General features: G+C 72.4%; 20 protein-coding genes. 13 read left to right on the forward strand and 7 right to left on the reverse strand.

Going from position 1 to position 16,475, the window contains the following annotated elements; genetic code table 11:
• Positions 1 to 23 precede the first annotated feature (23 nt).
• The 4 genes from QZ749_RS07525 to crtB are packed head-to-tail and all read left to right on the forward strand — an operon-like array spanning position 24 to position 5,018.
• A complete protein-coding gene (locus QZ749_RS07525; protein WP_296945201.1) occupies positions 24 to 1,361 on the forward strand; it encodes a glycosyltransferase in 1,338 nt (445 codons plus the stop codon).
• The gene (gene crtY, locus QZ749_RS07530; RefSeq protein ID WP_296945203.1) at positions 1,358 to 2,533 is read left to right on the forward strand and encodes a lycopene beta-cyclase CrtY; all 1,176 of its coding nucleotides are present in this window, start codon (positions 1,358 to 1,360) and stop codon (positions 2,531 to 2,533) included. Before QZ749_RS07525 ends, crtY begins: the two co-directional genes overlap by 4 nt.
• Entirely contained in the window at positions 2,530 to 4,020 is a 1,491-nt protein-coding gene (locus QZ749_RS07535; protein WP_296945204.1) for a phytoene desaturase, read from the forward strand. Before crtY ends, QZ749_RS07535 begins: the two co-directional genes overlap by 4 nt.
• Positions 4,017 to 5,018: a 15-cis-phytoene synthase CrtB gene (gene crtB, locus QZ749_RS07540; protein ID WP_296945206.1), complete on the forward strand. Its 1,002-nt coding sequence runs from the start codon at positions 4,017 to 4,019 to the stop codon at positions 5,016 to 5,018. The genes QZ749_RS07535 and crtB overlap by 4 nt, the downstream gene beginning before the upstream one ends.
• Here the strand turns inward: crtB and QZ749_RS07545 are convergent.
• Positions 4,933 to 5,448: a sterol desaturase family protein gene (locus tag QZ749_RS07545; RefSeq protein WP_296945207.1), complete on the reverse strand. Its 516-nt coding sequence runs from the start codon at positions 5,446 to 5,448 to the stop codon at positions 4,933 to 4,935. The genes crtB and QZ749_RS07545 overlap by 86 nt on opposite strands.
• Before the next feature lie 100 nt (positions 5,449 to 5,548).
• On the opposite strand from QZ749_RS07545, the gene QZ749_RS07550 reads away from it, so the two are divergent.
• Positions 5,549 to 5,977, forward strand: a complete 429-nt coding sequence (locus QZ749_RS07550) for a DUF2141 domain-containing protein (protein WP_296945209.1) — start codon at positions 5,549 to 5,551, stop codon at positions 5,975 to 5,977.
• 9 nt (positions 5,978 to 5,986) lie between these two features.
• Here QZ749_RS07550 and QZ749_RS07555 read toward each other — a convergent pair whose 3' ends face one another.
• Together QZ749_RS07555 and QZ749_RS07560 are read right to left on the reverse strand one after the other, a co-directional pair.
• Positions 5,987 to 6,184, reverse strand: a complete 198-nt coding sequence (locus QZ749_RS07555) for a hypothetical protein (protein WP_296945211.1) — start codon at positions 6,182 to 6,184, stop codon at positions 5,987 to 5,989.
• Positions 6,185 to 6,225: 41 nt separating this feature from the next.
• Positions 6,226 to 6,669, reverse strand: a complete 444-nt coding sequence (locus QZ749_RS07560) for a GNAT family N-acetyltransferase (protein WP_296945212.1) — start codon at positions 6,667 to 6,669, stop codon at positions 6,226 to 6,228.
• 175 nt (positions 6,670 to 6,844) lie between these two features.
• Here QZ749_RS07560 and QZ749_RS07565 point away from each other — a divergent pair, with 175 nt between their 5' ends.
• The 5 genes from QZ749_RS07565 to QZ749_RS07585 all read left to right on the forward strand — a co-directional run bounded on the left by QZ749_RS07565 (position 6,845) and on the right by QZ749_RS07585 (position 10,800).
• Positions 6,845 to 7,525 (forward strand): DUF4336 domain-containing protein, encoded by a 681-nt coding sequence (locus tag QZ749_RS07565; RefSeq protein WP_296945213.1) that lies wholly within the window; start codon positions 6,845 to 6,847, stop codon positions 7,523 to 7,525.
• Positions 7,526 to 7,548: 23 nt separating this feature from the next.
• Positions 7,549 to 9,288: an ATP-binding protein gene (locus tag QZ749_RS07570; protein ID WP_296945214.1), complete on the forward strand. Its 1,740-nt coding sequence runs from the start codon at positions 7,549 to 7,551 to the stop codon at positions 9,286 to 9,288.
• Positions 9,285 to 9,962 carry a response regulator gene (locus QZ749_RS07575; protein WP_296945215.1) on the forward strand — a complete coding sequence of 226 codons (678 nt, stop codon included), beginning with the start codon at positions 9,285 to 9,287 and terminating at the stop codon, positions 9,960 to 9,962. The genes QZ749_RS07570 and QZ749_RS07575 overlap by 4 nt, the downstream gene beginning before the upstream one ends.
• 100 nt (positions 9,963 to 10,062) lie before the next feature.
• Positions 10,063 to 10,563 (forward strand): hypothetical protein, encoded by a 501-nt coding sequence (locus QZ749_RS07580; protein WP_296945217.1) that lies wholly within the window; start codon positions 10,063 to 10,065, stop codon positions 10,561 to 10,563.
• Between the two features lie 36 nt (positions 10,564 to 10,599).
• Complete coding sequence (locus QZ749_RS07585; RefSeq protein ID WP_296945218.1) at positions 10,600 to 10,800, forward strand: oxidoreductase-like domain-containing protein; 201 nt, start codon at positions 10,600 to 10,602, stop codon at positions 10,798 to 10,800.
• A 54-nt stretch (positions 10,801 to 10,854) separates the two neighbouring features.
• Here the strand turns inward: QZ749_RS07585 and QZ749_RS07590 are convergent, their stop codons facing one another.
• Positions 10,855 to 11,607, reverse strand: coding sequence for a hypothetical protein (locus tag QZ749_RS07590; RefSeq protein WP_296945220.1), 753 nt, complete (start codon positions 11,605 to 11,607; stop codon positions 10,855 to 10,857).
• Positions 11,608 to 11,828: 221 nt separating this feature from the next.
• Positions 11,829 to 12,530 (reverse strand): hypothetical protein, encoded by a 702-nt coding sequence (locus QZ749_RS07595; RefSeq protein WP_296945221.1) that lies wholly within the window; start codon positions 12,528 to 12,530, stop codon positions 11,829 to 11,831.
• Between the two features lie 231 nt (positions 12,531 to 12,761).
• On the opposite strand from QZ749_RS07595, the gene QZ749_RS07600 reads away from it, so the two are divergent.
• Both QZ749_RS07600 and QZ749_RS07605 read left to right on the forward strand, forming a co-directional pair.
• Positions 12,762 to 13,238, forward strand: coding sequence for a DUF421 domain-containing protein (locus QZ749_RS07600; RefSeq protein WP_307726656.1), 477 nt, complete (start codon positions 12,762 to 12,764; stop codon positions 13,236 to 13,238).
• A 137-nt stretch (positions 13,239 to 13,375) separates the two neighbouring features.
• Positions 13,376 to 14,017: a CHRD domain-containing protein gene (locus QZ749_RS07605; protein WP_296945222.1), complete on the forward strand. Its 642-nt coding sequence runs from the start codon at positions 13,376 to 13,378 to the stop codon at positions 14,015 to 14,017.
• Here the strand turns inward: QZ749_RS07605 and gluQRS are convergent.
• Positions 14,014 to 14,949 (reverse strand): tRNA glutamyl-Q(34) synthetase GluQRS, encoded by a 936-nt coding sequence (gene gluQRS / locus QZ749_RS07610; protein WP_296945223.1) that lies wholly within the window; start codon positions 14,947 to 14,949, stop codon positions 14,014 to 14,016. The two genes, QZ749_RS07605 and gluQRS, sit on opposite strands and share 4 nt — an antisense overlap.
• 125 nt (positions 14,950 to 15,074) lie before the next feature.
• On the opposite strand from gluQRS, the gene QZ749_RS07615 reads away from it, so the two are divergent.
• Positions 15,075 to 15,770 carry an SOS response-associated peptidase gene (locus QZ749_RS07615; RefSeq protein ID WP_296945224.1) on the forward strand — a complete coding sequence of 232 codons (696 nt, stop codon included), beginning with the start codon at positions 15,075 to 15,077 and terminating at the stop codon, positions 15,768 to 15,770.
• 111 nt (positions 15,771 to 15,881) lie between these two features.
• Here QZ749_RS07615 and QZ749_RS07620 read toward each other — a convergent pair whose 3' ends face one another.
• The gene (locus QZ749_RS07620) at positions 15,882 to 16,397 is read right to left on the reverse strand and encodes a nuclear transport factor 2 family protein (RefSeq protein ID WP_296945225.1); all 516 of its coding nucleotides are present in this window, start codon (positions 16,395 to 16,397) and stop codon (positions 15,882 to 15,884) included.
• Positions 16,398 to 16,475: the final 78 nt, after the last annotated feature.

The following is a 16,475-nucleotide window of genomic DNA, read 5'->3' on the forward strand; positions in this document are numbered from 1 at the left end:
GCACGGCGACAGGAGACCCGGCAATGGCGCACTTCGGTGTCGTGGCCCCCGCCTTCTACAGCCACTACAAGGCCATGCAGGCGCTGGCCGGCGCGCTGGCCGCGCGCGGGCACCGCGTCACCTTCCTGCACCGGCCGGATGCCGCCGCCTACCTCGACGATGCGCGCCTCGGCTTTCATGCCGTCGGCGCCGCCACCCATCCGCCCGGCTCGCTGGACGCCGTCGCGCGCCGCGCCGCCAATCCCGGCGGCCCGCTGCGCCTGCGCCGCGTGATCGCCGACATGGCCGACGGCACCGACATGCTGTGCCGCGCGCTGCCGCCCGCCATCGAGGCGCTCGGCATCGACGCCATCCTGGCCGACCAGATGGAGGCGGCCGGCGGCCTGGTGGCGGCCGGCATGGGCTTGCCATTCGTGTCGGTGGCCAACGCGCTACCGGTCAACCGCGAACCGGGCATCCCGCTGCCCGTGATGCCGTTCGCCTGGGAAGACAGCGAACGCGCGCGCCGCATCGTCGACGGCAGCACCCGCGTGTACGACTGGATGATGGGACCGCACGGCCGCGTCGTCGCCGCCCATGCGCGCCGCTTCGGCCTGGCCGCGCCCGGCCGCGCCGCCATGGGCCTGCACGACTGCCTGTCGCCGCTGGCCCAGGTCAGCCAGACCGTGCGCGAATTCGACTTCCCGCGCCGCGAACTGCCCGCCCACTTCCACCACGTCGGCCCGCTGCGTCCGCTCGCGGCCGCCGGCAGCGCCGAGGGCGCCGATCCCTACGCCGCCGCGATGCCCGACATCGCGCCCGGCCGGCCCTTCGTGTTCGCCTCGCTCGGCACCATGCAGGGCGGCCGCTACGCCGTGTTCGAGCGCATCGCGCGCGCCTGCCGGCGCCTCGACGCGCAGCTGCTGGTGGCCCACTGCGGCGGCCTGGACGCGCGCCAGGAACAGGCGCTGCGCCGCGCCGGCGCCACCTGGGTATGCGCGTTCGCGCCCCAGCGCGCCGTGCTGGAGCGGGCCGACGCCGTGGTCTCGCACGCCGGCGTCAACACGGTGCTGGACGCCATCGCCGCGCAAACGCCGATCCTCGCCCTGCCGATCGCCTTCGACCATCCGGGCATGGCGGCGCGCATGCTGCACGCGGGCGTCGGCCTGCACGCCTCCTACCGCTTCGCCGGCAGCGGCACCATCGCGCGCCTGCTGCGCCGCCTGCTCGACGATCCCGGCTTCGCGCCGCGCCTGCAGGCCCTGTCCGGCGCCGTCGCGCGCGCCGGGGGCACGGCGCGCGCGGCCGACATCGTCGAGCAGGCGCTCGGCCTGCGCCCCGCCGCCGCGCCCGCGCACGCCATCCCCGCAGGCGCCGCATGAACGCGCCCGCGCACGACCTGATCCTGGCCGGCGGCGGCCTGGCCAATGCGCTGATCGCCTGGCGCCTGCGCCAGCGCCGCCCCGGCCTGCGCGTCCTGCTACTGGAACAGGACGAACACGTCGGCGGCAACCATACCTGGTCCTTCCACGACAGCGACCTCGGCGACGCCGAGCGCGCCTGGACCGCCCCGCTGGTGTCGCACCGCTGGCCGCGCTACGACGTCGCGTTCCCGCAGCTGCGGCGCACGCTCGACGGCGGCTATGCCAGCATCGCCTCGCAGGATTTCGCGCGCGTCGTCGAACCGGCCCTGGGCGCGGCGCTGCGGACCGGGGCGCGCGTGCGCGACGTCGGCCCGACGGCGGTGACGCTGGAGGACGGCTCGCGGCTGACCGCGCGCGCCGTGATCGACGGGCGCGGCATGCGCGCCAGCAGCGCGCTGGCGCTCGGCTGGCAGACCTTCCTGGGCCAGGAGCTGGAACTGGCCGCGCCGCACGGGCTGGACGCCCCGGTCATCATGGACGCCGCGGTCGCCCAGCAGGGCGGCTACCGCTTCGTCTACCTGCTGCCGTTCGACACGCACCGCATCCTGGTCGAGGACACGCACTACGTCGACCGCGCCGCCATCGATGCCGGCACGCTGCGCGCCAACATCGCCGCCTATGCGGATGCGCGCGGCTGGCGCATCGCGTCCGTGCTGCGCGAGGAACGGGGCGCGCTGCCGATCGTGCTGGCGGGCGACTTCGAACGCTACTGGGACGGCATCGCCGGCCAGCCCTGCGCCGGCCTGCGCGCCGGCCTGTTCCACGCGACGACCGGCTACTCGCTGCCGCACGCGGTGCGCCTGGCCGACGCCGTCTGCGCGCTGCCGGACCTGGACGCGCCCGCGCTGTTCGCCGCGATCCGCGCCGTGGCGCGGGGCGAGTGGCGGCGCCAGCGCTTCTTCCGGCTGCTCAACCGCATGCTGTTCCTGGCCGGCAGCCCCGACCTGCGCTGGCGCGTGATGCAGCGCTTCTACCGCCTGCCCGCGCCCTTGATCGCGAACTTCTACGCCGGCCGCCTGGGCCTCGCCGACAAGGCGCGCCTGTTGTCCGGCAAGCCACCCGTGCCGGTGGGCCAGGCCCTGGCCGCCGCATGCAAGATCCACCCCCACCAGATCAGGAATCACGAATGAACCAGGTAAAACAGGCAGTGGTCGTGGGCGCCGGCTTCGGCGGCCTGGCGCTGGCGATCCGGCTGCAGGCCGGCGGCGTGCAGACCACCCTGCTCGAAAAACGCGACAAGCCGGGCGGCCGCGCCTACGTCTACGAAGACCAGGGCTTCGTGTTCGACGCCGGCCCGACCGTCATCACCGACCCTTCCGCCATCGAGGAACTGTTCGCGCTGGCGGGCAAGCGCATGGGTGACTACGTCGAGATGCTGCCCGTGTCGCCGTTCTACCGCCTGTGCTGGGAAGACGGCAGCCACTTCGACTACGCCAACGACCAGGACGCGCTGGACCGCCAGATCCATGCGCGCAATCCCGCCGACGTGGCCGGCTACCGCCGCTTCCTCGATTATTCGAAGGCGGTGTTCGAGGAGGGCTACCTCAAGCTCGGCGCCGTGCCCTTCCTGTCCTTCCGCGACATGGTCGCCGCCGGCCCGCAGCTGGCGCGCCTGCAGGCCTGGCGCAGCGTGTACAGCCTGGTGGCGCGCTTCATCCAGGACGAGCACCTGCGCCAGGCCTTCTCGTTCCACTCGCTGCTGGTGGGCGGCAACCCGTTCGCGACCTCGTCGATCTACACGCTGATCCATGCGCTCGAGCGCAAGTGGGGCGTGTGGTTCCCGCGCGGCGGCACCGGCGCCCTGGTGCGCGGCATGGTCAAGCTGTTCGAGGACATCGGCGGACGGATCGAACTGAACGCGCCGGTCGCGCAGATCGAGGCGAACGGCACCCGCGTGACCGGCGTGCGCCTGGAAGACGGGCGCCGCTTCGCGGCCGACGCGGTGGCGTCGAACGCCGACGTGGTGCACACCTACGCCGCGCTGCTCGGCCAGCACCCGCGCGGCGCCGCCGAGGGCAAGGCCCTGGCCGGCAAGCGCTTCTCGAATTCGCTGTTCGTGCTGTACTTCGGCCTCGACCACCACCACCGCCAGCTGCAGCACCACACCGTGTGCTTCGGGCCGCGCTACCGCGAGCTGATCGCCGACATCTTCCAGGGCGACGCGCTGGCCGACGACTTCTCGCTGTACCTGCACGCCCCCTGCGTCACCGACCCCTCGCTGGCGCCGCCGGGCTGCGGCAGCCACTACGTGCTGGCGCCCGTGCCGCACCTGGGCAATGCGCCGATCGACTGGGAAGTCGAGGGGCCGCTGTACCGCGACCGCATCTTCGACTACCTGGAACGGCGCTACATGCCGGGCCTGCGCAGCCAGCTGGTCACCAGCCGCATCTTCACGCCGCACGACTTCCGCGACACCCTGAACGCGCACCTCGGCTCGGCGTTCTCGCTGGAGCCGATCCTCACGCAGAGCGCCTGGTTCCGCCCGCACAACCGCGACGCCGAGCTGCACAACCTGTACCTGGTCGGCGCCGGCACGCACCCGGGCGCCGGCGTGCCGGGCGTGATCGGCTCGGCCAAGGCGACGGCGGGCCTGATGCTGGAAGGGGTGGCGGCATGAGCGCCGCGGCCGACGCCTCCCTGCTCGACCACGCGACGCAGACCATCGCGGTGGGCTCCAAGAGCTTCGCCGCCGCGGCGCGCCTGTTCGACCCGGCCACGCGGCGCAGCGTGCTGATGCTGTATGCCTGGTGCCGCCACTGCGACGACGTCGTCGACGGCCAGGAACTGGGGTTCAACGCAGCCCCGTCGCCCACGCACGACGCGGCGCGCCAGCTGGCCCTGCTCGACGAATGGACGCGGCGCGCCTACGCGGGCGAAGCGATGACGGATCCCGCCTTCGCGGCATTCCAGGAAGTGGCGACGCGCCACGCGATCGCCCCCGAGCACGCCTTCGACCACCTGGCCGGCTTCGGCATGGACGTGCAGGAAACGCATTACGAGACCATCGAGGACACGCTGCGCTACTGCTACCACGTGGCCGGCGTGGTCGGCCTGATGATGGCGACGATCATGGGCGCGCGCGATCCGCGCGTGCTGGACCGCGCCTGCGACCTGGGCATCGCGTTCCAGCTGACGAACATCGCGCGCGACATCGTCGAGGATGCGCGCGTGGGCCGCTGCTACGTGCCGGCCGCGTGGCTGCGCGAGGCCGGCATCCCGCGCGCCGAGCTCGCGCTGCCGCGCCACCGCGAGGCGCTGGCGCGGGTGGCCGCGCGCCTGGTCGACCATGCCGAGCCCTACTACGCATCCGCCGCGCACGGCATCGCCGCCCTGCCGCTGCGCTCGGCGTGGGCGATCGCCACGGCGCGCAACGTCTACCGCCAGATCGGCATCGAGGTCAAGCGGCGCGGCGCGCGCGCCTGGGACGAGCGCGCCGGCACCACGCGCGCCGCCAAGTTGCGTCTGCTGGCCAAAGGCGGCGTGCAGGCGCTGGGTTCGCGGATCCGGACGACGCCGCCGCCGCCGCGCGCTAGCCTGTGGCAGCGTCCCCGGCATCCCCGGCGCCCGGATGACGGCGCGGCGCCCCCCCGTGCAGCGCATGCAGCTGGCGCTTGAGCTTGTCGACGGGCGGCGCGTACAGGAAGCCGAACGACACCGTGCCCTCCTTGCCGTGGACGGCATGGTGCATGCGGTGCGCCTGGTACAGGCGCTTCAGGTAGCCGCTTTTGGGCACGTAGCGGAACGGCCAGCGCTGGTGCACCAGGCCGTCGTGGGCGACGAAGTACAGCAGGCCGTAGGCCGTCATGCCGGCGCCGATCCATTCGAGCGGGTGGCGGCCCTCGGTGCCCAGCCAGATGAGCAGGATGGCGATGCCGGCGAACACGACGGCGTACAGGTCGTTCTTCTCGAACCACCCGGTGCGCGGCTCGTGGTGCGAGCGATGCCAGCCCCAGCCGAAGCCGTGCATGACGTACTTGTGCGCGACGATGGAAAACACTTCCATCAGCACGACGGTGACGACGACGATGAGCGCATTGGACAACATGGGCGGCCGGTTCCGGTAGCAATCGAGATGGTTCCAGCCTACCACACGCACCCGGCCGCACGGCTGGGGCAACCCCACGATCGATGAGAAAGGACACTTCATGCAAGCTTCTACCAGGCCGTTCCTGCGCGCCCTCCTGCCCTTGACCCTGCTGGCCGCCGCGGCCGGCGCGGCCGCCGCGACCGTCGAGGTGCACGTGACCGGCGTCATGGCCGGCAAGGGCAAGGTGAACGTCGCCGTATGCGACCGCGAACGCTTCCTCAAGCAGTGCGCCTACAGCGCCTCGGCCCCGGCGCGCGAGGGCGACAACGTGGTCCGGATCGCGGACGTGCCGGCCGGCAACTGGGCCGTGCTGGCCTACCAGGACGAGAACGCCAACGACGAGCTCGACCGCAACATCGTCGGCATTCCCAAGGAAAACTACGGTTTCAGCCGCGACGCCCGCGGCCGCTTCGGCCCGCCGGGCTTCGACGACGCGGCCATCGAGGTGCGCGGCGAGGTGACGCAGGCGGCGGTGAAGCTGCGCTGAACGCCCGGCTCAGGACGTGCCGCGCCTGAACTGGGCGGCCGGCAACGGATGCCGCCGCTCTTCCGGCCGGGTCAGCACGCGGATCGCCACCTCGAACGGCACGCCCATGGCGGCCAGCTCGCGCGCCGCCGGGCGGCCGCGGGCGATCGCCTCGTGGATCGTGGCATCGATCAGCAGGGCCATCTTGTAGTCGGTTCGTCGTTCCATCCCGCGATTCTACCGGATGCCCGTCGGGCGGCCGGCGGGGCTCAGCACGCCGGCGTGCGGCGGCGCTGCGGCCCGAGTTCCTTCTTGAGGAAGCCGGCGACGTGCGGGTCGGCGCTGAAGCTGAGCTTCTCGTAGAAGCCCGCGCTGCCGCCGGTGGGCTGCAGCAGCACGCGCGGGATGCCCATGTCCATGCAGTGGCGCTCGATCTGCTGCATGAACCAGCCGCCCAGGCCGCGGCCGCGGTGCGGCTTCAGGAGGATGAGGTCGGACACGTAGCAAAACTGCGGCGGCGCCAGTTCCAGGCGCGCGATGCCGATCGTGCGCGACCCGGTCTGGACGACGGCCCAGCGTACCAGGCCGCCAGGCTGGGCCGGACGGCCGGCATCCTGCCCGTCGACGTTCCATCCGGCATCGCGGCGGAACGCTTTCAGGGTCTTGGGCGCAATCGTGTCCGGCAACAGGCGAAACGAGATCGAAGCGTGCATGGCATTCCTTGGTCCGGCGTGCCAGCTTAAGACAGCGGCCCCGCACCGGCCAGCACCGGCATGTAACGTTTCAAGTCACAATGTAAATGCATGTATCGGCAGGCGCCGCGCCCGGCGTTCCGGCCGGTCAGGCAATGTGCTTTCCGCCTTGCCGGCCGTGCATTAGAATCGGCGCATGCTTACCCAGATCGCTCCCAATTTGTGGCACATGCAATCCGGCATGAAGGCGGCCGGGCTGTCCTTCACCTCGCGCATGACGGTGATCCGCTTCGCCGACGGCCGCCTGTGGATCCACTCGCCGGTGCGCTTCGACGAGACCGTCCGTGCCCAGCTGGCGCAGCTCGGCACGGTCGCCTGGATCGTGGCGCCGAACCGGGCGCACCACCTGTACGTCAAGCACTGCAAGCGCATGTTCCCGGACGCCGCCGTCTACGGCGCGCCGGGCCTGGCCGCCAAGCGCCCCGACATCGCGGGCCTGCGCACGCTGGGCGACAGCGTCGAGCCGGAATGGGCCGACGAGCTCGAACAGGCCTGGTTCCACGGCCAGCCCTTCGTCAACGAAGTGCTGTGGTTCCACAAGGCCTCCGGCACGCTGGTCGCCTGCGACATCCTGCAGTGCTGGAGCGGGCCGCTGGACTGGCGGGTGGCCCTGTATGCGCGCCTGACCGGCGTGCGCAAGCGCTTCGACGTGCCGCGCACGGTACGCCTGGTCACGCGCGACAAGGGCGCCGCCGCCGCCAGCGCGCGCGCCGTGCTGCGCTGGCCGTTCACGCGCGTGATCGTGGCGCACGACGCCATCGTCGAGCACGACGCCCACGCCCTGGTGGCGCGCGCCTTCGCCCGCTTCGGGGCCTGACCCGCCGTCGCCGGAGACCTCTCTTGCGCTTCTCGATCGGCCACCGCCTGTTCGCCTCGGTCCTGCTGGCGATCCTCGCGGTGGCGGCCGGCGCCGTGTTCCTGCTGCGCCAGAACGTGCTGGCCGGCTTCGGCGACTATGCCGCGGCCATCGAACTCGACCGCCTGGAAGAACTGTCGGCGGCGCTCGCGACGCGCTACCGCGCCACGCGTGGCTGGACCTTCATCCCCGCCGACGGCCGGCGCGACTGGATCGCGGGCGAGCTGGAACGCCTGCAGCAGGCGCGCGACCAGGTGGCGCCGGTATCGCCGGTGGCGGCGGTGGCGCCCGTAGCGCCGGTCGCGCCGGTCGCGCCGGCGGCACCGGCGGCGGAGGTGGCGGCGGTAGCGCCGGTGGCGCCGGTGGCGCCGGTGGCGCCGGTGGCGCCGGCGGCTCCGGCGGCTCCGGCAGCGCCGGCGGCGCCCGTCGTCCCCGCCGCCCCGGCGCGCGCCGCCGGCTGGACGGCCCTCCTCGCGCCACCGGCCCCACCGGCCCCGCCCGCGGCGCCGCTGCCGCCGCTGCCGCCGCCGCGCCTGCCGCCGTCGCACCCGCCGTCGCCCTCGCCGTCCGGCGGCGCCCCCGCGCCGCCCCTCCCGGACGACGCGCTGCCGCTGGCGCGCCGCATCACCCTCTTCGATGCCGACGGCGCCTGGCTGGCCGGCCGCCGCGCCGCCGCGGCGGCCATGCCGGCGCCGGCGCGCCGCGCCATCGAGGTCGACGGCCGCACCGTCGGCTGGCTGGCGGTGGCGCGCAGCCCCCGCCCCGACGACGCCATGGCCTACGCCTTCCTGGAGCAGCTGGGCAAGAGCCTGTGGCTGATCGTGGCCGGCGCCGTGGCGCTGTCCGCGCTTGCCGCGATGCTGCTGGCGCGCCATTTCCGCCGTCCGATCCTCGCGCTCGAGCATGGCGCGCGCCGCCTGGCCGACGGCCGCTTCGACGTGCGCCTGGCGGCCGGGCGCAGCGACGAACTGGGCAACCTGGCGCGCCACTTCAATGCGCTGGCGCAGCGCCTGGCCGGCGCCGAGGAAGCGCGCCGCCAGTGGGTGGCCGACACCTCGCACGAACTGCGCACGCCGCTGGCCGTGCTGCGCGCCCAGCTCGAGGCGCTGCAGGACGGCGTGCGCGCCGCCACCCCGGCCAATGTCGACGCCATGCTGCGCCAGGTGCTGGCCCTGAACAAGCTGATCGACGAGCTGTATGCGCTGGCGCGCGCCGACGTCGGCGCCCTCGACTGCGCGCTGGTCCCGCTCGACCTGTGGACGCTGGCCACGGAGCGCGCCGCGGCCTTCGGCGAGCGCCTGCGCGGCGCCGGCCTGGCGCTGGAGATCGGCCCCGCGCCGTCCGACGCCGTGGTGCTGGCCGACCCGGACCGCATGCGCCAGGTGCTCGACAACCTGTTCGAGAACAGCCTGCGCTACACGGCCGCGGGCGGGCGCGTGCACCTGCATGCGCACGTGGCGGCAGCCGAGCAGGCCCTGCAGGTGCATCTCGACGACAGCGCCCCGGGCGTGCCGGACGGCGCGCTGGAACGCCTGGCCGACCGCTTCTACCGGGTCGACGCCTCGCGCAGCCGCGCCCACGGCGGCGCCGGCCTGGGCCTGGCGCTGTGCCGGCGCCTGCTCGATGCGCAGGGTGCCGGCCTGCGCTTCGCGCATTCGCCGCTGCGCGGCCTGCGCGCCACCATCGTCATGCCGCTGGCACGCCGGATCGAGGAGTCCGCATGAGCGCCACCCCGCCACGCATCGCCATCGTCGAGGACGAGCCGGAACTCGCCGGCCTGGTGGCCGACTACGCGCGCGCCGCCGGCTACCTGCCGCAGCCGTTCGACGACGGCGCCGTGGCGCTGGAAGCGATCCGGTCCGATCCGCCGGCGCTGGTGGTGCTGGACCTGATGCTGCCGGGCCTGGACGGGCTGGCCGTGTGCGGCGCGCTGCGCGCCGGGTCGGACATCCCGGTGATCATGACGACGGCGCGGGTGGAAGAGATCGACCGCCTGCTCGGCCTGGAAGCGGGCGCCGACGACTACCTGTGCAAGCCGTTCAGTCCGCGCGAGCTGATGGCGCGCATCAAGGCGATCCTGCGCCGCAGCGGCCACGCGCCGGCGGCGCCGCTGCTGGCGGTCGACGCGGCGGCGCGCCGCATCGCCGTCCAGGGCCGCGCGCTCGACCTGACGCCGACCGAGTACGGCATCCTGGCAGCGCTGGCGCGCCGTCCCGGGCAGGTGTTCTCGCGCGCCCAGCTGCTCGACCTGGCGCGCGCCGGCGGCGCCGGCATGGACGTGGCGGACCGCACGATCGACAGCCACGTGAAGAACCTGCGGCGCAAGCTGGACGCGGCGCTGCCGGGGGTGGAGGCGATCCGCTCGATCTACGGCGTCGGGTACCGGTTCGAGCTGTGAACCGCGGCCCGCCGCCGCCTTCATTTTTCCTCCACATTCCGCATGCACGATGTCTCCATGGCGCGCCGCACCGCGCGCGCCGCGCAACGAGGAGAATCCGATGAAACGCCCTGTCACGATCCTGGCGGCCCTGGCCGCCGCCCTGCCCCTGCTGTCGGCCGCCGCCGGCGCCGACGACCACGTCCACGTGCGCATCCATTGCACGGGCAAGAGCGACAAGTGCCCCGCCCCGCCGCCACCACCGCCGGCGCCGGCCGCACCGCCGGCTCCGGCCGCACCGCCGGCGCCCGGCGTGGCCCCGTTCGGCCCGCCGGCGCCTCCGGCCCCGCCCGCGCCGCCGCCCGTTCCACCGGTACCCGGCGTGGCATCCATCGCCCCGCCCGTCCCGCCGGCGCGGCCGCCGGTGCCACCGGTGCCGCCCGTGCCGCCGGCGCCCCGCATTCCCGCCGTGCCCGCCGCCGCGCATGCCGCCTGCGCCACCAAGGCGGCCGGCAGCGCGCTCGTCTGGCAGCTGGGCAAGGGCGAAACGATGCGCGGCGAGTGCGTGCGACAGGACGGCAGGATGGTCTTCCGGCTGCGCAGCTACGCGCTCGACGCCTGACTCGACGCGGCCGGCGCCAGGCGGTATGCTGGCCGCATGCAGCCATCCCCCGTCATCGATCCGCGCCCCGTCCCGCCCCGCGAACCGCAGCTGGAAGACTGCTGCGGCACCGGCTGCGTGCACTGCGTGTTCGACATGTACCAGCTCGCGCTGGACAACTACGCGCTGGCGCTCGCGGCGTGGGAGGCGCGGCATCCGGCGCAGGCCGGCGCGCGGGACGCGGGCGACTCCGGCTGAAACGCTGGCGTTGGCAGCCAGACCGTCGCCCGGCCCGGCCGGCTACCGGCGCGGCTAGTGTGCGGCGCGCTTCACGACGAGGTTCTCGATCCTGGTGGATGCCGGGTTGCCATACAGCGTGGCCAGCACGTCCCAGACATTATCCGGCGCGGTCGTATTGCCGAACACGTCGAAGTGGATCGCCAGGCCCAGGGCGTGGCCGAACTCGTGATTGACGATCTCCTGCGTCACATTGCAGTGGTGGTTACCCAGGTTCATGAACACGGGATTCGTGATGGCGTTCCGGCTGTCCGGGACGATCGTGCTGCCGAACCCGGCGGCGTTCGACACGTTCGCGCAATAGCTGTTGTAGTCGGTGCTGCCGGGTGGGACCCAGGCATTGTTGTAGCCGACCTGGATCACGTTGGCGGCGGCGGGAAGCACGCTGGTCGCCTCGAGCACGAGATAGGCGCCCAGCCTGGCATTGTAGGTCTTGATGGCCGCATTGACCTTGTCGGCCAGGTCCTGTTCCACTGCGTTGCCCGGCGCGGGGATATGGACGAGCAGGGGCTGGGCCGGCGTGTTCGGCCATCGCCAGGTGCCCGCCGGGCGCTGGTTGGAGACGGGACGGCCGTCGGGACCGATGTCGAAGCCGGCATTGCTGAAATTGATATCGGCGACGATCCGGGCGTCGGTCAAGGTGGCCGGCGCGGTCTGGCCGGCCGGCGCGCCGGGAGCGGCGCCGCTGCCGTCGCCCCCGCCACCGCAAGCCGACAGCACGGCGGCGGCAAACACGGCATGACCAAGGCGTTTCAAGGATGTATTCATGACCATTCGTTCATAGGTTGGATAAACCGGGGAGGATCGCCTCCCCGTCCACGCAGGCATGCCGGACGGCTGCCCGGGTGTCCCGGGCAGTGCCGTGCGGCGCCTTCGCCCTCCCATAACGGTGGCCGGCGGATTTTTCGAGGTTTTTTTGCGCCGGGTGCCGGGCGCAGTCGAGCTGAGCTGAGCTGAGCTGAGCTGAGTTGAGTTGCGCTGCGCTGCGCTCAGCGCAGCACCGGCGCCGCCACGGTCAGCCCCAGCGTCGCGTAGCGCTCCGGACCGCCGCGCCCCAGGCGCCGGCCGACGCCCGCGTCCAGCGCCAGCCGGTCCGGGATGACATCCAGGTGCAGCCCGGCCTGGGCATGGCTGTGCGCGCGCTGCGCGCCGTATGCTTCCAGCGTCAGGGTCAACGGTCCCGCCGCAGCCCATTCCGTGCCCACCGCCCACAGCGCGCCGCCGCGGCGCGTGGCCTGCGGACGCGACCAGCCGGCATTCAGGTGCACCAGCACGCGGTCGTCCAGCAGCGACAGCGACAGCGGCGCCAGTACCGCCAGGTCGCCGGACAGGCCGTGGCCCTGGCGGTACTGGTCGGCGATGGTCAGGCCGAGGCCCCAGCCGTTCTTTTCCAGCGGCCGCAGGATGGTCTTGGCCTGCAGCATGTGCGAGCGGTAGGCGCCGGCGCCGTCCGGGCCGATCCGGCCCGCGCCCACGCCCAGTTCCCAGCCACCGACGCGGCAGGCCGGCATCGCCCAGTATTCGGTCTGGTCCTGCGGGCGTTGCGTCCACGCTTCAAGCTGGCAATTGCCCGGATCGGCGATGGTCGCATCGTCGGTGACCATGGGACGGCCGGCGTATGCGGCCTGGCAGGCGCACAGGGCGGCAGCGGCGGCGGCGGCGAACGCGCGCAGGAAGAGAACTGGTGTCATCGCTGGTTCCTGGAAATCGGGGGGCCGGAAGCGCGGGCGGGACGCCCTGCGGACAGCGCGTGCGACCGCCGGGCACGCAAAAGTGGCGCAAGAATAAGGGCGCGCGTCGACGGGTGTCAAGACACTCCCCCGGCGCATGCCTGCTGTGTTCCATGGCGAACGATCCGGGCCAGCGTCTTTCCTTAGAATCGGCCTATCGGCGTAGGCTTCCTGGAGACGATGATGTTCGACATGGATCTTCCTTGGTGGGAATTTATCGCGCGCGGCGCGCTGGTCTACCTGGCCCTGCTGGTGATGGTGCGGCTGTCCGGGCGGCGCACGATCAGCCAGCTGACGCCCTTCGACCTGCTGGTGGTGATGCTGCTGTCGGAAGCGGTGTCGAACGGCATGTCCGGCGGCGACAATTCCGTCGGCGGCGGCCTGATCATCGCCGCGACACTGATCGTGCTCAATGCCGGCATCGGCATGCTGTCGGCCTGCAGCCGCACGATGGAATCGGTGTTCGACGGCGACGCCGTCCTGATCGGTCGCGACGGCGTATTTTTCGACAACGTGTGCAAGCGCAACCGCGTCGGCGGCTCGGACATCGAGCAGTCGTTGCGCCAGGCCGACTGCGCGCGCCACGAAATGCAATGCGCCTTCCTCGAAGCGGACGGCAGCATCACGATCCTGAAGCGGCCCCTGTCCGGCGCGCCCTCGCGCACCTGAACGATTATCTCGAGCACTCTCCAGCAGGCATTATCTCAGCCGTATGGTGTGCGCCTCCCCCGACGCCCGGTGCTAGCGTGTCGGCAGCATCCCAGGACGGGGTGCTGCGCAGGGTCATGTTCAACAGGAGGTCATCCATGAAACGTGTTCTACCCATCCTTGCCCTGGCGGGGGCGGCGGCGCTGGCCGCGCCGGCATCCGCCCGGCCCGACGACGCGACGTACCGGGCCGTCAGCAGCGGGGCACTGGAAGTCCCGCCCAACGCCTCGCCGGGCACCAGCCTCGTCACCATCGAGATTCCCGGCCGGCAGTTGCTGGTCGACATGCCGTTCCGCGACCTGCTCGGCACCACGAGCGCCGCCCACCTCCACTGCTGCACCCCGGATGCGTTCGGCGGCGTGGCCCCGGCGGCGCTGCCGTTCGCCGGCTTCCCGACGGGCGTGCAGGCGGGCGAGTATGCCGCCGCCTTCAACCTGGGCGATACCGCCACCTACGCGCCGGCCTTCCTGGCGGCCAACGGCGGCACCGCGCAGGGTGCCTCCTCGGCCCTCCTCGCGGCCATCGACGGCAACCGGGCCTACGTCAACATCCATACCGACGCCTATCCGGACGGCGAGATCCGCGGCTTCCTGGTGGCGGCGCCGGTACCCGAGCCGGCCGAGTGGACGATGCTGGGTGCCGGCGTGGCGGGGCTGCTGTTGCTGGGGCGCGGGCGCCGGCGCCGGCGGCAGTGGCAGTGTCAGTGTCAGTGTCAGGACGAGCGGAACGTGCCGGGCTAGCCCGGCAGCGCCGCGCCCGGGCGCGCGGCAAGCAGGCTGGCCCAGGCCGGGACCGCCGCTTGCCAGAACGCGGCCAGCGACCCGGCCCGGATGTCTCCCAGGCCAAGGAAGCCGGCCGCCTGCGCCAGCGCCGCCACCGCGTCCGCCGCGCCGCCCGTGGTCGGCACGGCGGGCGCCCCGGTCTGCTTGGACAGCTTCTCGCCGTCGGCATTGCGCACCACCGGCACGTGCAGGTAGCGCGGCGTCGGCACGCCGAGCAGCGTCTGCAGCCAGATCTGGCGCGGCGTCGAATCGAGCAGGTCGGCGCCGCGCACGACGTCGGTCACGCCCTGGTCGGCATCGTCGACCACGACGGCGAGCTGGTAGGCCCAGAAGCCGTCGGCGCGCAGCAGCACGAAGTCGCCGGACTCGCGCGCCAGGTGTTGCGTGACCGGGCCGGCGAAGCGGTCGACGAAGGCGATGGCGTCCGCGCCCGGCTCCGGCACGCGCAGGCGCAGGCTGCGCGCGCTGCGTCCCGGCGCGAGGCCGTCGCGGCAAGTGCCGGGATAGATCGCCGCGCCGTCGGGCGCGACGCCCAGGCGCGAATCGGCGATCTCGCGGCGGTTGCAGCCGCAGCCATACACGTGCCGCCCCAGGCGCTCGCTGGCGGCCCGGTACAGGTGCTTGCGCCGGCTCTGCCAGACGACCTCGCCGTCCGGATGCATGCCCAGCCAGGCCAGCTGCGCCAGGATCCGTTCGGCCGCGCCGGGCACGGCGCGCCCTTCGTCGACGTCTTCGATGCGCACCAGCCAGGTGCCGCGGTAGACGCGCGCGTCGAGGTAGCTGGCCAGTGCCGCCACCAGCGAGCCGGCATGCAGCACGCCGGTGGGAGATGGCGCGAACCGGCCGACGTAGCCGGAAGACGGTGCGAAAGGACGGACGGTGTCGCTCACTGCGGTGGCGCGCTGCTGCGCGTAGGGTCGTGGGAAAGGCGCCACCTTAGCATATCGGGATGGCCTGCGCGTGCCGGCGGCGGCGCTGCTATCATGGGGCCTGACCGTTCACCCGTGCGTCCACCATGTGCGTCAATTACCGCCCTCCGCTGCCCGAGCAACTCGACATGGTGCTCGGCGTCCTCGTCGACCTGTACCGCGACTGGGACTGGCCGACGGAAACCTGGAAGGACTACCCCGCCCCGATCCTGCGCGCCGGCGCCGGCGGCGCACGCGAACTGTGCCTGGCCAGCTACGGCATGGTGCCGCGCCGTCACATCCCGCCCGGCGTGAAGGTGTTCGACACGATGAATGCGCGCGCCGAGTCGCTGGCCGAGAAGCGTTCCTACGCGCCGGCCTGGCGCCGCGCCCAGCTGTGCGCCGTGCCGATGCAATGCTTCTACGAGCCGAACTACGAAAGCGGCCGCGCCGAGCGCTTCGGCATCGGCATGCGCGACGACGCGCTGTTCTACGTGGCGGGACTGTGGCGCGCATGGGCCGAGGCCGACGGCCAGGTGGCGGCCTCGTTCACGCAGATCACGATCAATGCGGACGAGCATCCGCTGATGCGCCGCTTCCACAAGCCGGGCGAGGAAAAGCGCTCGCTGGTGGTGCTGCCGCCGCACGAGGTCGACGACTGGCTGCATTGCCGCAACCCGGAGGAGGCGCGCAGCTTCCTGCGCCCCTTCCCGGCCGAGTCGATGAAGGCATGGCCGGCGCCGAAGGCACCGAAGACGCCCAGGGTGGAAGAACGGGGGCCGGTGACGGGATCGCTGTTCTGATCGGGCCAGCGCCTGGTGGGAACGGGGTCCCCGTCGAGCGGCACCGCAAGCATCGTCGGGTGGGCATGCGAGGCCGTAGGCCCCGCATGCCCACCACGTACACTGCCGGCCTTACTTGGCCCCGGCCGCTCCCGCCTCGGCCGCCTTCACGAGGCCGGTGACCTGGTTCGCGATCTCGTTCGGCACGGCGATCGACAGCTGGTAATGCACGATCTCGAAGCCCTTGGCGGTCTTGCGGATCACGCCGCTGGCCATGCAGTGGCCGAGGTTCTCGGTGTCGAGCAATTCGTCGAACCAGATCACCTTGCCGTCCGGGCTGGCGTACACATTGCGCTGCGTCGCGCGGAAGGTCCACGCCGATGTCTTGCCCTGGAAATAGCCTTTCGCCCATTCCTTGAACGCATCGCGCTTCCACAGCTCGCTGCGGTCGGTGCCGATGTAGACGCCGTCGGCGGCGATCTTGTCGAAGTAATCCATGCGCGCATGGGCGGCGTCGTCGTGCCAGGCGTCGACGAAGGCGTTGACCTGCTTGGCCAGCGCCGGATCGACCGACGCGGCCGGCGCGGCCTGGGCCGTCGGGAACATGGAAGCCAGCAACAGGCAACAGGCAAGGAAGAACGATTTCATGGTGGGTCCTTTCTGTGAGGGGACGTGTCATGCGAATTGCATGAGCGAAATGTAACGAAATGTGCAATCGGCGATCTC

It is taken from the genome of uncultured Massilia sp. (genome assembly GCF_913773735.1).
Classification (GTDB): domain Bacteria; phylum Pseudomonadota; class Gammaproteobacteria; order Burkholderiales; family Burkholderiaceae_D; genus Telluria.